Source organism: Pasteurella canis, assembly GCF_020810675.1.
Lineage (GTDB): Bacteria > Pseudomonadota > Gammaproteobacteria > Enterobacterales > Pasteurellaceae > Pasteurella > Pasteurella canis.
Map to the genome: position 1 here is coordinate 263190 of NZ_CP085871.1, position 15057 is coordinate 278246.

16 protein-coding genes and 1 tRNA gene are annotated in these 15057 nt (G+C 34.9%); 11 read left to right on the top strand and 6 right to left on the bottom strand.

What is annotated here, in order from left to right; all coding sequences use genetic code 11:
* Positions 1-113: 113 nt before the first annotated feature.
* The 6 genes from recR to K7G93_RS01260 all read left to right on the top strand — a co-directional run bounded on the left by recR (position 114) and on the right by K7G93_RS01260 (position 4481).
* Positions 114-716 carry a recombination mediator RecR gene (gene recR / locus K7G93_RS01235; protein WP_115322423.1) on the top strand — a complete coding sequence of 201 codons (603 nt, stop codon included), beginning with the start codon at positions 114-116 and terminating at the stop codon, positions 714-716.
* A 9-nt stretch (positions 717-725) separates the two neighbouring features.
* Complete coding sequence (locus tag K7G93_RS01240; protein WP_226690289.1) at positions 726-2696, top strand: DNA topoisomerase III; 1971 nt, start codon at positions 726-728, stop codon at positions 2694-2696.
* Positions 2697-2808: 112 nt separating this feature from the next.
* Positions 2809-3156 carry a preprotein translocase subunit SecG gene (secG, locus tag K7G93_RS01245; protein ID WP_049216372.1) on the top strand — a complete coding sequence of 116 codons (348 nt, stop codon included), beginning with the start codon at positions 2809-2811 and terminating at the stop codon, positions 3154-3156.
* Between the two features lie 17 nt (positions 3157-3173).
* Positions 3174-3259 (top strand) — tRNA-Leu (locus tag K7G93_RS01250).
* A 475-nt stretch (positions 3260-3734) separates the two neighbouring features.
* Positions 3735-4286, top strand: a complete 552-nt coding sequence (locus K7G93_RS01255) for a sigma-70 family RNA polymerase sigma factor (RefSeq protein WP_049216371.1) — start codon at positions 3735-3737, stop codon at positions 4284-4286.
* A complete protein-coding gene (locus K7G93_RS01260) occupies positions 4287-4481 on the top strand; it encodes an anti-sigma factor family protein (protein WP_049216370.1) in 195 nt (64 codons plus the stop codon). It abuts the gene before it with no gap.
* Between the two features lie 90 nt (positions 4482-4571).
* Here the strand turns inward: K7G93_RS01260 and K7G93_RS01265 are convergent, their stop codons facing one another.
* The 4 genes from K7G93_RS01265 to K7G93_RS01280 all read right to left on the bottom strand — a co-directional run bounded on the left by K7G93_RS01265 (position 4572) and on the right by K7G93_RS01280 (position 7065).
* Positions 4572-5288: an HvfC family RiPP maturation protein gene (locus K7G93_RS01265; protein ID WP_226690290.1), complete on the bottom strand. Its 717-nt coding sequence runs from the start codon at positions 5286-5288 to the stop codon at positions 4572-4574.
* Positions 5278-6198 (bottom strand): HvfB family MNIO-type RiPP peptide maturase, encoded by a 921-nt coding sequence (locus K7G93_RS01270; RefSeq protein ID WP_223668042.1) that lies wholly within the window; start codon positions 6196-6198, stop codon positions 5278-5280. Before K7G93_RS01270 ends, K7G93_RS01265 begins: the two co-directional genes overlap by 11 nt.
* A gap of 63 nt (positions 6199-6261) precedes the next feature.
* The gene (gene hvfA / locus K7G93_RS01275; protein ID WP_160531439.1) at positions 6262-6558 is read right to left on the bottom strand and encodes an oxazolone/thioamide-modified RiPP metallophore HvfA; all 297 of its coding nucleotides are present in this window, start codon (positions 6556-6558) and stop codon (positions 6262-6264) included.
* A gap of 45 nt (positions 6559-6603) precedes the next feature.
* The gene (locus tag K7G93_RS01280) at positions 6604-7065 is read right to left on the bottom strand and encodes an HvfX family Cu-binding RiPP maturation protein (RefSeq protein ID WP_049216367.1); all 462 of its coding nucleotides are present in this window, start codon (positions 7063-7065) and stop codon (positions 6604-6606) included.
* Positions 7066-7413: 348 nt separating this feature from the next.
* Here K7G93_RS01280 and K7G93_RS01285 point away from each other — a divergent pair, with 348 nt between their 5' ends.
* The 3 genes from K7G93_RS01285 to K7G93_RS01295 all read left to right on the top strand — a co-directional run bounded on the left by K7G93_RS01285 (position 7414) and on the right by K7G93_RS01295 (position 9771).
* Positions 7414-8085, top strand: coding sequence for a response regulator (locus K7G93_RS01285; protein WP_115322429.1), 672 nt, complete (start codon positions 7414-7416; stop codon positions 8083-8085).
* Complete coding sequence (qseC, locus tag K7G93_RS01290; RefSeq protein WP_373316102.1) at positions 8069-9469, top strand: quorum sensing histidine kinase QseC; 1401 nt, start codon at positions 8069-8071, stop codon at positions 9467-9469. Before K7G93_RS01285 ends, qseC begins: the two co-directional genes overlap by 17 nt.
* A gap of 92 nt (positions 9470-9561) precedes the next feature.
* A complete protein-coding gene (locus K7G93_RS01295; protein ID WP_115322431.1) occupies positions 9562-9771 on the top strand; it encodes a TOBE domain-containing protein in 210 nt (69 codons plus the stop codon).
* 61 nt (positions 9772-9832) lie between these two features.
* On the opposite strand, the gene smpB is transcribed toward K7G93_RS01295, so the two are convergent.
* Positions 9833-10315: an SsrA-binding protein SmpB gene (gene smpB, locus K7G93_RS01300; protein WP_049216363.1), complete on the bottom strand. Its 483-nt coding sequence runs from the start codon at positions 10313-10315 to the stop codon at positions 9833-9835.
* Between the two features lie 218 nt (positions 10316-10533).
* Here smpB and ubiD point away from each other — a divergent pair, with 218 nt between their 5' ends.
* A complete protein-coding gene (gene ubiD, locus K7G93_RS01305) occupies positions 10534-12006 on the top strand; it encodes a 4-hydroxy-3-polyprenylbenzoate decarboxylase (RefSeq protein ID WP_224046090.1) in 1473 nt (490 codons plus the stop codon).
* Between the two features lie 86 nt (positions 12007-12092).
* Here ubiD and arcA read toward each other — a convergent pair whose 3' ends face one another.
* Entirely contained in the window at positions 12093-12803 is a 711-nt protein-coding gene (gene arcA / locus K7G93_RS01310; protein ID WP_226690292.1) for a two-component system response regulator ArcA, read from the bottom strand.
* A gap of 471 nt (positions 12804-13274) precedes the next feature.
* Between arcA and K7G93_RS01315 the strand changes: the two genes are divergently transcribed.
* Complete coding sequence (locus tag K7G93_RS01315) at positions 13275-14996, top strand: protein-disulfide reductase DsbD (RefSeq protein WP_228400401.1); 1722 nt, start codon at positions 13275-13277, stop codon at positions 14994-14996.
* The last annotated feature ends 61 nt before the right edge of the window (positions 14997-15057 follow it).

Sequence of the window (15057 nt, forward strand, 5' to 3'; positions counted from 1 at the left end):
TAATAACGATTTGCTTAATTACAGAGGATGTTTTACTTATTTTCTTTGATGAGCAAAGAAAAATAGTTTCCTCTAAGATGAACTCTTCTAAATCTTAATTAAGAGAAAAAACAATGCAAACAAGCCCATTACTCGAGCATCTTATTGAAAGTTTACGCTGTCTTCCTGGTATTGGACCAAAATCTGCTCAGCGTATGGCCTATCATCTTTTACAGCGTAATCGTAATGGTGGTATAGATTTAGCACGAGCATTAACAGAAGCAATGTCTAAAATTGGTCATTGTTCTCATTGTCGTACTTTTACTGAGGAAGATATTTGTACTATTTGTAATAACCCCCGTCGTCAACATTCAGGGTTACTTTGTGTAGTTGAGCAACCCTCTGATATCCAAGCAATTGAGCAAACGGGACAATTTTCAGGGCGTTATTTTGTATTAATGGGGCATTTATCTCCTCTTGATGGTATCGGTCCTAAAGAAATCGGGTTGCATATATTGCAAAAGCGTTTGCAAGAGGAAAGTTTTCATGAGGTCATTTTAGCCACTAATCCAACTGTTGAGGGAGATGCTACTGCTAATTACATCGCAGATCTGTGTGTACAACAAAATATTAAAGTCACGCGTATTGCACATGGTATTCCTGTTGGTGGTGAATTAGAGATGGTCGATGGAACTACTTTAACCCATTCTTTTTTAGGGCGTCGTCAACTTGGGTAAGAGCAGATAATGAGACTTTTCATCGCAGAAAAACCAAGCCTCGCAAGAGCTATTGCTGATGTGCTACCAACACCGCATCAGCGTAATGAAGGCTTCATTAAATGCGGGAATGAAGATTATGTCACCTGGTGTGTGGGACACTTATTAGAGCAAGCAGAACCTGATACCTACGATCCTCGCTTTAAACAATGGCGCTTAGAGCATTTGCCAATTATCCCTGAAAAATGGCGACTTATTCCACGTAAAGCAGTATATAAACAACTCAAAATCGTAGAAAAACTTATCCATCAGGCAGATCTATTAATTAATGCGGGTGACCCTGATCGCGAGGGACAGTTACTAGTAGATGAGGTCTTTAGTTATGCACAATTAAGTGCGGATAAATTGAATCAAATTCAACGCTGCTTAATTAGTGATTTGAATCCAAGTGCAGTAGGAAAAGCCATCAATAAATTGCAATCAAATCGCAATTTTATCCCTCTCGCGACTTCCGCATTAGCTCGTGCTCGAGCAGATTGGCTATATGGTATTAATATGACTAGGGCTTATACGATTCGCGGTCGACAAGCAGGTTATAATGGTGTGCTTTCTGTAGGTCGTGTACAAACACCTGTGTTGGGATTGATTGTGCGGCGTGATCTGGAAATTGAAAATTTTCAACCTAAAGATTTTTATGAGGTGTTAGCGCACATTCAGCCTGAAACACCTGAAAAAGTGACCGCACTTTCTAAGCAAGAACAAGAAAATATTCCTATATTTAAAGCCTTATGGCAACCAAGCAAAGCCTGTGAAAATTATCAAGATGAAGATGGGCGAGTGTTGTCATTAGGATTGGCAGAAAATGTAGTGAAACGCATTACTGAGCAGCCAGCCGAAGTGGTGGAATATGTGGATAAGTGTGAAAAAGAAACAGCGCCTCTCCCTTATTCTTTGTCTGCTTTGCAAATTGATGTAGCTAAGCGTTATGGCTTGTCTGCTCAAGAAGTACTCGATATTTGCCAACGCTTATATGAAACACATCGTTTAATTACTTACCCTCGTTCAGATTGTCGCTATTTACCTGAGGAACATTTTGCTGAACGCTTGAACGTATTAAAAGCTATTTCAACGCATGTTAATGAATATCAATTATTACCAGATATTGTTCAACCTGAACAAAAAAATCGTTGTTGGAATGATAAAAAAGTGGAGGCTCATCATGCGATTATTCCAACAGCAAAAAATAAATCGGTCACATTAACACAACAAGAGTGGCAAATTTATCATTTAATTGCACGTCAATATTTAATGCAATTTTGTCCAGATGCGGAATATCGTAAAAGCAAAATTACGCTTAATATTGCAGGTGGAATATTTATTGCTCAAGCCCGAAATTTACAAGTTGCAGGTTGGAAACAACTTTGGGGAAAAGAAGATCAGGATGAGCAACAAGAACCTTTATTGCCAATAGTTAAAAAAGGACAGATTCTGTTTTGTAAACAAGGTGAAATTGTATGTAAAAAAACACAACCACCAAAACCTTTTACTGATGCAACATTATTGTCTGCCATGACTGGTATTGCGCGTTTTGTTCAAGATAAAGAATTGAAAAAAATTTTACGTGAAACAGATGGACTCGGTACAGAAGCAACACGAGCTGGTATTATTGAGCTGTTATTTAAGCGAGGTTTTTTATATAAAAAAGGGCGTAATATTCATAGCACAGAAACAGGTCGGATTTTGATTGCGGCTTTACCTGAAATTGCAACACAGCCTGATATGACTGCACATTGGGAATCTCAGTTAACAAGTATTAGCCAAAAAGAAATGAGCTATCAGCAATTTATGTCAGTATTAATCCGTTCTTTGCCTGAATTAATACAACATGTTAATTTTGATGCGTTACGTCAATTAAGCCAGATTACTCAAAAGACTTATCAAAATATTCCTAAAAAGCAAAAAAATTCGGTTAAAAAAGAGAAAAAAGAACTCGTTGAGTGAAATACCATCAAATAATATCTATTTTTATGAAAAAACTTGCAAAATTCATAGATGTCCGTTAATATCCGCACGTTATTTTCAATGCTAATTTGCGAATGTAGAGAAGAGTATAATGTATCAAGCACTATTAATTAGTTATGGATTAATTTCACTTGCTGTAATTGTTCTGATTTTACTTCAACAAGGTAAAGGCGCAGATGCAGGTGCATCTTTTGGTGGTGGCGCTTCTGGTACAATCTTTGGTTCAGCTGGCTCTGGCAATTTTCTCTCTAAAATGACAGCAATTTTAGCAACTGTATTCTTTGTTATTAGTATTATGATTGGTAATATCAATTCACATCGTCATAATGTAACACAAGGTAAATTTGATGATTTATCTTCAACTGCAGAACAAATTCAGCAGCAGCAAAAATTAGAGATACCAGCAGTTGAAAATAAGAATAGTGATATTCCTCAATAAGTTAGAAATTTAAATCTGCTCTGGTGGTGGAATTGGTAGACACGCTATCTTGAGGGGGTAGTGTCCATAGGACGTGCGAGTTCAAGTCTCGCCCAGAGCACCATTTAACGTTTCGTAGCTAAACATAACTGAACGAAAATCTTAGAAAAAGCCTGTAAAATCAATGTTTACGGGCTTTTTTCTTATCATATCCCCTCACACCCCAACGGCTTTAATCACAGATTTTAGTAACCATAATGGTAACCAAAATAATATAATAATTACCATTTTGCTAGGGAATTAAAAATAATTAAACGTTTAATTAAATGTGGGCGTATAGAAATGAAGAAGTCAATGAGAGAGAATATTGTTTAGTAGATGAGAATATTTTTTACTGATGTTGCTAGAGGAGACTAAAAGTTAGCATTTAAATTATTCTAATTTTTATTAGTAAGCTATATTACTAATTTGCTGATTATATAAACTTATCTAGTCTAAATGCATAGATTTTTATCAATATGAGTTGAGTAATAAACGAGTTTATGACATAGGGAAAATTTGATAAAATGACATAAATTGAATAAAGAGTGGATACAAATATGCAAAATATTTCATCGGAAGAGCTTGAAAAAATCCGTGGACAAATGTTGAAGTTTGCAGAGTTGCAGATAAAAGATCCCATTTTAGCTGAAGATCTTGTACAAGAGACATTCGTGAGTGCATTGAAAAATATCGAGAGTTTTAAGCGTCAATCTGCGTTAAAAACATGGATTTTTGCTATTTTAAAAAATAAAATTATTGATTATTTACGTGTGAATAACCGCTTTGTTGTAGAAAGCGATTTGGTCAATGATGAAGACGAAAATAGTTTTTTTGAAAGTGGTCGTTGGAAAAAAGAATATTCCCCATCACGCTTACAGGATGATGAAAATACAGTTTATTCAGAACAATTTTGGGTATTATTTGAAATTTGTTTAACTCGTTTACCTGCTGTACAAGCTAAAGTATTTATGATGCGCGAATATTTAGAATGTACAACAGATGATATTTGTTCATCAGAGCAAATCACAGTATCGAATTTACATGTTTTGCTCTATCGAGCTCGTTTGCAATTACAACATTGTTTGACAACAAAAATGGGGGAGAGATAAATGAAATATTGTTTTAAAGTCACTAAATTAATTTCAGAATCTCATGAAAGACCACTCTCATTTGCAGAAAGCGTCGGAGTACGTCTACATCGTTTAATGTGTCCACGATGTGATAATTTTGGTAAGAACTGTGAAAGTTTAAGCAAAATGATGAAAGATTTTGCTACAAAACCAGATAACGTAAAGAATAAATAATCCATATTCAAAATAAAAAGTGCGGTAAAAATTTTAGAAACTTTTACCGCACTTGAATTTAAATCCTTTTAAAATCAGCCTTAGCTGAATTTACCCTTCCATTGGATAAATTACTTCTGCATTTACCCATTTAATCCAAGCTTGTTCTAATAAAGGTTTCAATGACTCACTATTATCAATAATTGTATTTAATTCATTTAATAGCTTTTTTAAGGATGTAGGTTGTTCTGAAAGGTAAGTAAGCAACCAGAAGTCAAGCTCTGATAGCAGTTGTTGATTTACTATGAAATTACTATCTCGCCACACTAATAGTTGGCTAGGCTTTTCCTTAAAACTGATAAAATCACTAGATAAAAAATCTACATCATAGTTTTTCAGAAAGGCTACTTTTGATAATCCCATTTCAGTATTTGTATCCCATACAAAAGTCTCTGGCACAGTAGCAGTTGAAACTTCAGCAATAAGTTGCGTGTTTTCAAAATCCATTAAGGAAAGAATATTCTTATCAAATACTTGCCTTTCTTGACAAAACGTAAGAAATTCACTTGCAATATCCTGAAAATAAGGAGAATGTGCCTTACCTTCCCTAATAAAGGTTTCTTTTATTTCTTGCCAAGTTTCTTTTGAAATATAGCGAGGGGCTTCGACAAAACAACGGTCAATAAAACTAAATGTATTGTTACGTACTAAACGTGCATAAATAGCTAAACGATTTGGTGCATAATTATTAAGGGGGGCTGCATTACCTAAACGAACAGCTTGCGCCAAAGCATTTTGGGTTTCGATAAGCGTTGATTTAGGCTGCATAACGATTTTCCTGCATTGGTTTAGAATATTTTTGCTGTAATTTGGCAATATGTTCGACTTCTGCATATAATTCAGCAAATGGTGGAAAATTAAAATCACGCTCTAATAATGTTGGTGGAATTTGAGGTAAGCGCTGATAAGTGTATTCAAGTAAATCCCAGACACTTCCTTTAACTGCTTCACCGTGCGTATCTACTAATAGCTCAGGTAAATGACGATATTCACCTTTTACTTTATTAAATGATTCCTCTGTTTCTTGGATTGGTTTAGCAGCAGCATGTTCTTCATCGTGACCTGCAATGTGAATATAATTTACACGATGGACATCAACTTTATCTAGAAAAACATAAGGGTCAAGTAAACCATGATTGACACCATTGACATAAATATTATTCACATCCAAGTGAATTCCACAGTCTGCCTCTTGAGCAATTGCATTTAAGAATTCAACTTCATTCATTGTACTAGTTGGTGAATGTAAGTAATAAGATGTATTTTCAAGTGAAATACGTAACCCTAAAAAATCTTGTACATCTTGAATACGTTTTGCAACGTGTTTAACGGCTTCATCTGTGAATGGCATTGGTAATAAATCATAAAGATGACCTTCGCATTCGCAATAACTCAGATGTTCAGAAAAAAAGACTGAATTATATTGAGTCATTAATGTTTTGATGCCTTTTAATAATTGTTTATCTAAAGGAGCTTGACCGCCTAGAGAAAGTGATAGACCATGTACAGCTAACGGAAAACGTTCAGCGGCTTGATCAAATTTATATCGTGCAGCGCCTCCCATTTTTATCCAGTTCTCGGGAGCCACTTCCATAAATTGGATGACATTTTCTGTTGGAAGTGATAAAAAATCATCGGCTAAATCACGACGATAGCCTAATCCAGCACCTTTTAACATTGTATTAACTCCATTAATATTTATATAGAGCTGGTGTAAAAACATTACACCAGCAAAATAGTATTATTTAGAACCGCATTTACCTTCGCCACACTTCCCTTCGCCCGCTTTTGCTTTTTTGTGATCATGAGCGCCACATTTGCCTTCACCACATTTCCCTTCGCCAGCTTTTGCTTTTTTATGGTCATGTGCACCACATTTCCCTTCACCACATTTGCCTTCGCCTACTTTAGTTTTCATGCATTTGCCTTCTACGCATTGTTCAGCATTATCTGCCATTTTTGTTTCAGCATTTACTGGTGCAGATACGGCCATTGTTAATGCGCTTGCTAATGCTGCTAAAGTTGCTAATTTTTTCATGCTTAATCTCCTATTAATTAATATGTGATATGTTGAACTAAATGATTAAATAAACTTCAACCATTTTATGGCTGAAAATTTTCTCTGTAAGAGAGAATCTAAAGAAAGCATCCCTGCTCCTTGTGTAAGTAATGGTAGTAATGCCACTAAATAAATTAATGCCATTTTGTAGCCATTATTACACACGTTATAACCTGCATCTGCATGGACGGTATACCATGCAACGACAGTTAAAATTGCTAAACTTAAAGCGCTAAAACGCGTTGATAACCCTAGAATAAGCAAAACTGGCAATAACAATTCTGCTCCCATGGCTAACAACCAACTTAAATCTGCAGGGAGTAAATTGAATGGGAATGGAAAACTGTCTTGTACTTCCATAAACCAATTTTCTCCATTCAACTTTTCCATACCCGATTCAAAAAACTCCCAAGCAAGAAATAAGCGTAAACCTAATAAGCCAATCCCTGTGCTTATATCCTGAAAATAACATCTCTGTTTGTCCATTTTGTCCTCATAAATCCATTTGCGTTAAATTAGTCGAATGAAAAAGATTTTTCTTACAAACTTTTTTAATTTTTCTGATGGAATTTCCTTATTCTGGAGTATTAGTCGAGATGATCATCTTTTTCTTACAGATTTTTTTAATTTTTTATATCGAGAATGTGTACAAGTTTGACTCAGTACGGTTAATTGGGGTGAGACTCTGTTATAGTGCTAGGCATACTACAAAGAGTACTTTATGATTTTATTAAGTATTTCTTCAGTTTTATTTGTTATGCTTTGTATTAGATTGAGATATTTGTGTCTACTTTGTGTACAATTAAATAATGCTCTAAAAGTGCGGTGTAAAATATGCGAATTTTATTAATAGAAGATGATACTTTGATTGGTAATGGGCTTCAGATTGGTTTAACTAAATCAGGTTTCACAGTTGACTGGTTTAAAGATGGTAAAATGGGCGTAGAGGCTGTGAAAACAGCTCCTTATGATGCGGTTGTACTTGATTTGACGTTACCTAAAATGGATGGACTAGATATTTTGCAAAGTTGGCGTAGAGAAAAATACGATGTGCCTGTATTAATTTTGACTGCTCGTGATACTCTAGATGAGCGTATTACAGGTTTACAGCGTGGGGCGGATGATTATTTGTGCAAGCCTTTTGCTTTGGCTGAGGTAGTTGCGCGTTTACAAGCTTTAATTCGTCGTCGTTATGGACAAACTAACCCTGTGATTGAACACAGTTTAGTGAAATTTGATCCTAACCAACGTAAAGTATTTTTAAAAGATAAAGAAATCTCACTGACAACTAGAGAATATAAGTTACTTGAGCTGTTTATGCTGAATAAAGAACGTGTTCTTGCTCGTACATTCATTGAAGAAAAATTATATACATGGGATGATGAAGTAAGCAGTAATGCATTGGAAGTTCATATCTATAATTTACGTCAAAAATTAGGTAAACAATTCATTCGTACAGTACATGGTGTAGGATATACATTGGGGAAAAATGATGAGGCTCGCTAATCGCTGGAAAAAAAGAGTGGTCTCAAGTAAAAGCTTACGCTTTCGTTTAACTCTTGTGTTGTCATTAACCGCATTGACGATTTGGCTAATTTCTACAGCAATGGCTTGGTTTCAAGTTCGTCATGAAGTGAATGAGGTTTTTGATGCACAGCAAGTGTTATTTGCACAGCGTCTAGCTTCATCAAATTTACGTAATATCTTAGTTGATAATAAATCATCAAAATATCAACATACAAAATTTAAAAAAGGCGGATTTGATGATGATGCACTTGGTTTTGCGATCTTTACACAAGATGGAAACATCTTATTGAGTGATGGTCATAATGGTGATAATTTCATTTTTACATCTAAAAAAGGTTTTTCCATCAGTCATATTTTAGGGGATGATGATAAATGGCGCATCTTTTGGTTACCAGTTAATAATGGACGTTTAGTGATTGCGGTAGGTCAAGAGCTTGATTATCGTAATGACTTAATTAATAAGATGGTTTTTAGCCAAATGTGGATTTGGTTTGCAAGTTTGCCTCTCTTGTTAGGAATTATTGTTTGGGTCGTCACTCGTGAGCTACAAAGTGTAAAGCGAGTTAGTGAACAACTCGAACAACGTAGTCCAGATGATAATACATTAATTACAACAGCTCATTTACCAAAAGAAATTTTACCTTTAGTACAGAATTTGAACCAATTTTTTGAGCGTACTGCGACAATGTTATTGCGTGAACGACAATTTACTTCTGATGCCGCACATGAATTAAGAAGCCCTTTGGCTGCCTTACGGATTCAAACTGAAGTAGCGCAGATGGTTGGGGATGATGCAGCATTGCGGCAAGAGGCACTAGAGAATCTGACTAAAGGTATTGATCGTGCAAGTCAGCTGATTGATCAGCTACTCACACTTTCTCGTTTAGATAGTCTAAATGAGTTAGAAAATGTTGAAAATATAGATTGGCAGGCATTAATAACCTCATTGATAGGAGAGCGGTATTTTGCTGCACAAAAACGTCAAATTGACTTACAATTTGAACTTATGTCTAAGCCTGACTCTACGCAAGGACAGCCCCTATTATTATCTTTGATGTTGCGTAATTTGATCGATAATGCCATTAAATATTGTCCAAATGGCAGTACAGTTAAAGTGATTTTACAACGAGAGAACTTATTAGTTGAGGATAATGGAGAAGGCGTCAAAGAAACTGACTTAGAGAAATTAGGGCAGCGCTTTTATCGCCCTGCAGGACAAAATGAAAAAGGGAGTGGACTGGGACTCTCTATTGTATATCGTATTGCTGCATTACACCATTATCAGGTTCGTTTAGAAAATGTGAAAAATATTCAAGGAGATATTACTGGATTTAGGGCCTTAATTTTATTCAAAAAAGTTTAAAGAGAATGATTGTTTAGTTTTTATTACCAATTATCATCAATAGGCTTTTTTATTGACTTTTATTCACTTATTAATTAAAGAGGAAATGTATAATGAAAATCAGTGCGAGAAACCAATTTAAAGGTAAAGTTGTTAGCTTAGAAAAAGGAGCAGTAAATGCTGTCGTGAGTATTGATATTGGTGCAGGTAATATTATTACATCGACAATTTCTCTTGCTGCTGCACAAGAATTACAACTCGAGGTTGGTAAAGAGGCTTATGCAGTTATCAAAGCGACTTCTGTCATGGTTGGTGTTGAATAATAATCTACTAATATATAAAAAAGCCTTGTATATAGTGGCAAGACTTTTTAATTGTTATGATTTAACCAAGGCGAGCATTCTTCATTATCCGATCTTTTGTGACTTTCCATTCTCGTTCTTTGATGTCTTCGCGTTTATCATGTTGTTTTTTTCCTTTAGCTAAACCAATTTTTATTTTTGCCCAAGCGCCTTTCCAATAAAGAGAAAGTGCAACGATAGTATAGCCATCTCGATTTGCCTTACCAAATAAGGAGGCTAATTCTTTTTGATTTAGTAGTAGTTTGCGAGTTCGAGTTGGGTCACACACAATATGTGTAGAGGCAAGGCTTAATGGTTGAATAGTTGCACCAAATAAATAGGCCTCCCCATTTTTGAAAATAATATAGCTGTCGCTGATATTCGCTTTACCCGCACGCATTGACTTGACTTCCCAGCCTTGTAATGAAAGTCCTGCTTCAATTTCATCTTCAATAAAGTAGTCATGTCTTGCACGTTTATTCAGTGCAATCGTATTTGACGCTACTTTGGCTTTTTTCTTTGTCATGGTTATCCGCTTATTCAATATTAATTGGCAAATTCTACCTAAACTTTGTGTAGATAGCAAAATTAGATGGATTGATATAATATAACTAGCATTAATAAATAGATGTTACAAACCAGCAATACGTGTGGGTGTTCAAGTATTATCACACTTTATTTTGTATATAGCTTATTAAAAGTGCGGTATGTTTTGCAATATTTTGAAATAAAAAGGTAATAAACATGAAATATAAAGATTTACGTGATTTTTTGGATCTACTTGAGCAACGTGGTGAACTGAAACGTATCAAACAAGAAGTTGATCCCTACTTAGAAATGACGGAAATTTCTGACCGCACTTTACGTGTGGGGGGACCTGCATTGTTATTTGAGAATCCAAAAGGGTTTGATATTCCTGTTTTATGTAATTTATTTGGTACCCCAAAACGTGTTGCAATGGGGATGGGACAAGAGGATGTTACTGCATTACGTGATGTTGGTAAGTTACTCGCTTTTTTGAAAGAACCTGAACCACCAAAAGGGTTTAAGGATTTTTTGTCCAATCTACCCCAGTTTAAACAAGTGTTGAATATGCCGACTAAAGTATTAGGTAAAGCTGATTGTCAACAAGTTGTATTTAAAGGTGATGATGTCGATTTATATAGATTACCGATTATGCAATGTTGGAAAGATGATATAGCACCTTTAGTTACATGGGGATTAACGATCACCAAAGGCCCACTGAAAAAACGGCAAAATTTAGGTATTTATCGGCAACAATTAATTGCTAAAAACAAATTAATCATGCGTTGGCTTTCTCACCGAGGAGGTGCATTAGATTTTCAAGAATGGAAAGAAATACGTCCAAATGAACCTTTCCCAGTATCTGTCGCATTAGGTGCCGATCCTGCTACAATTTTGGGAGCTGTAACGCCAGTACCTGATACTTTATCAGAATATGCCTTTGCTGGATTATTGCGTGGCACAAAAACATCAGTTGTAAAGTCAATTAGTAATGATTTGGAAGTACCTGCGAGCGCAGAAATTGTTTTAGAAGGTTATATTGATCCAAATGAAACCGCTCTTGAAGGCCCCTATGGTGATCATACTGGCTATTATAATGAACAAGAATATTTCCCCGTCTTTACTGTTACCCATATTACGATGCGTAAAAATCCAATTTATCATTCTACTTACACAGGGCGTCCACCTGATGAACCAGCAGTTTTGGGAGAAGCACTAAACGAAGTGTTTATTCCTATTTTACAAAAACAATTTCCTGAAATCGTTGATTTTTATTTACCGCCTGAAGGGTGCTCTTATCGTTTGGCAGTCGTAACAATCAAGAAACAATATGCAGGGCATGCGAAACGTGTAATGATGGGAGTTTGGTCGTTTTTAAGACAATTCATGTATACTAAATTTGTGATTGTCTGTGATGATGATGTCAATGCACGTGATTGGAAAGATGTGATTTGGGCAATTACAACGCGCTGTGATCCTGCTCGTGATTTGACATTAGTCGAAAATACACCGATTGATTACCTTGATTTTGCCTCTCCAGTGGCAGGGTTGGGTTCCAAAATGGGGATTGATGCAACAAATAAATGGGCTGGTGAAACACAACGAGAGTGGGGAGTTCCTATTAAGAAAGATCCTGAAGTGGTAAAACGTGTCGATCAAATTTGGGAAAGCTTGGGAATTTTATCTGATTAATTAACATAATAATGATGAAGTAATAGAAGAAAAAGCCTGTTAGATATTTAAAGTCTGACAGGCTTTATTTTACTTTTAGCTTCTATTTACTCTAAATCACCACAAAAGCGATATCCTTCACCATGAATAGTAGTAATGATTTCAGGTGTATTTGGATGATCTTCAAAATGTTTTCGGATACGGCGAATAGTAACATCAACTGTACGATCTTGTGGCTTTAATTCACGTCCAGTCATTTTTTTCAGTAATTCTTCACGTGTTTGAATTTTGCCTGGGTTTTCACAAAAATGTAACATTGCACGAAATTCACTACGAGGCAATTTATATTCTTCCCCTTCAGGGTTAATTAATGCGCGGCTATTGAGATCAAGTGTCCAACCATTGAAACGATATTGTTCAATTGTTTGTGTTACTTCTTTACTACTGTCTGGCATAGTACGTTGTAGTAAATTCCTTGCACGAATTGTGAGTTCTCTAGGATTAAATGGTTTAGTGATATAGTCATCGGCACCAATTTCTAAACCGAGAATTTTATCAACTTCGTTATCGCGTCCAGTTAAGAACATTAATGCAGTATTTGTAGTTTCACGTAATTCACGAGCTAGCATTAAACCATTTTTACCTGGTAAGTTAATATCCATGATAACAAGATTAATGACTTTATTAGACAGAATACGGTGCATCTGTGCACCATCTGCCGCCTCAAATACTTCATAACCCTCAGCTTCAAAAATACTTTTTAATGTATTTCTTGTGATTGCTTCGTCTTCAACAATTAAAATTTGTGGCGTTCCCATTTGTATTTCCTATTACAATTTTATAAAAGTGAATAATTTTGTTAGCAAGATAAGCACAAAATTAACGTACTCATTGTATAGTTGCAACATAATTGTAACAATAGAAAAAATGAGTTTTGTTAAATTAGATAGTCATTTTATGACCTAGATCATAAAAAAATCCCTCAATAGAGTGAGAGTATTGAGGGAGTAAATAGAGCCGAATGCTCGTTTAAGTTACATACAAAATTGCGAATTACGTGATATTTTATCGAGTATTTTCACTACTTTTGTCGTAAGAAAATAAGATTATTTTGAGAAACATCACTATAGAATGTTATCCTACAATAATTTTTTATCATGATCAAAACTTATTTTTATAAAAAAAATAAGTTGCTGAATTTTTTATCGTAATTAGCGGATAGTTTTCGACTTAAATCTTGCTTATGCTAGAATGCAGCTTATGACGTTTGTTTTAATCATGTATTTATTATGAAAAAGATTTTTTCAATTTTGTTACTTTTATCAATTACGTTGATAGCAGAAGCGAGTTTTTTTAATAAAAAATCTCGTTTTTTAACAGTAGATCAAGCGTTTATTTTCTCTAGTATACAGCAACAAGATAAGATAGAGCTCAATTGGTTAATTGCAGAAGATTATTATTTATATAAACAATTTTTTGACTTAAATGGCATCAATATAGATCTTGGAGAAGTAGAATTTCCTATTGCTGAAAAATATCATGATGATTTTTTTGGCGAAGTAGAAATTTATCGTAATCAAGTTACTTTAACTATTCCTTTATCCCATTTTACTCAGCAGTCTTCACTAGAAGTTACTTTTCAAGGCTGTACTAAAGGGTTTTGTTATCCTCCAGAAACCAAAATACTTAATTTGAACTCTCCATCAAATGTACATATAAATGAGGACAAAGGGAGCCCAAGGAAAAGTCATATTCCTACATCAACGGAACAAGATCGGCTGGCTGAGAGTTTATTTCATAGTAAATATGCCATGTTCTGGTTTTTTGTTTTGGGTTTAGGATTAGCATTTACTCCTTGTGTTCTACCTATGCTCCCTTTATTGTCTGCAATAGTTATTGGGGGGCAAACTAGACCAAATACCTTGCGGGCATTAACATTGAGTATAGTTTATGTGCAAGGTATGGCTCTTACTTATACTTTACTCGGTTTGATTGTTGCTGCAATTGGGTTACCTTTTCAAGTTGCTCTGCAAAGTCCTTATGTACTTTTAACATTATCTGTTATTTTCGTACTATTAGCTTTATCAATGTTTGGCTTCTTTAATTTACAACTCCCAGTAAGTTGGCAAACGAAATTGACACAATATAGTCAACAGCAAAAGAGCGGTGCATTTAGTGGTGTTTTTGTTATGGGAATGATTGCTGGGTTAGTCGCTTCGCCTTGTACTTCTGCACCACTTTCTGGCGCGTTACTTTATGTTGCGCAAAGTGGTGATCTCTTTACGGGAGCCATCACATTGTATTTATTGGCATTAGGTATGGGAGTGCCATTAATTTTGATTACGGTATTTGGTAATAAAATTTTACCAAAATCAGGGAATTGGATGTTACATGTCAAACATGCTTTTGGTTTTGTTTTGCTCGCATTACCTGTCTTTTTAGTTTCTCGTGTTTTCCCAAATGTAGAAAATCACTTATGGTTTATACTAGCCATAGGTTTCTGTTTGTGGATATTTTTCCACCTAAGAAATTATAAATGGGCATGGATAGCTGTTTTTATCATGTTAGTTTTTAGCACATTTTTTCCAAATCTTATTGGAATAGGATTTTTGAGTGGAAATGCTATCGAACAATTAGGACATTCTCAACGTATTGAATTTAAACAAATAAAAACATATGAGGAATTACAACAAGTTTTACGAACTAATCATAAAAGCCTAGCTATGCTAGATTTATATGCCGATTGGTGCGTGGCTTGTAAAGAATTTGAAAAATATACATTTCATGCGCCTGAAGTCATGTCTACATTTAATGATGTGTTGTTATTACAAATTGATATGACAAAAAATACATCAGAAAATAAAATGTTATTAGATAAACTCAATATATTAGGATTACCCACCATTTTATTTTTTAATAGTGAAGGTAGTGAGATACCTCATTCACGTATTACAGGTTTTATGGAGGCTAGTATATTTAATGAGCATTTGACACGGCTAAAAGATTATTAACTATGAGTAGAATATTTTTTTCTTTTTTGATAGTTTTTTTCCTTTTTGTATATCGTTATGA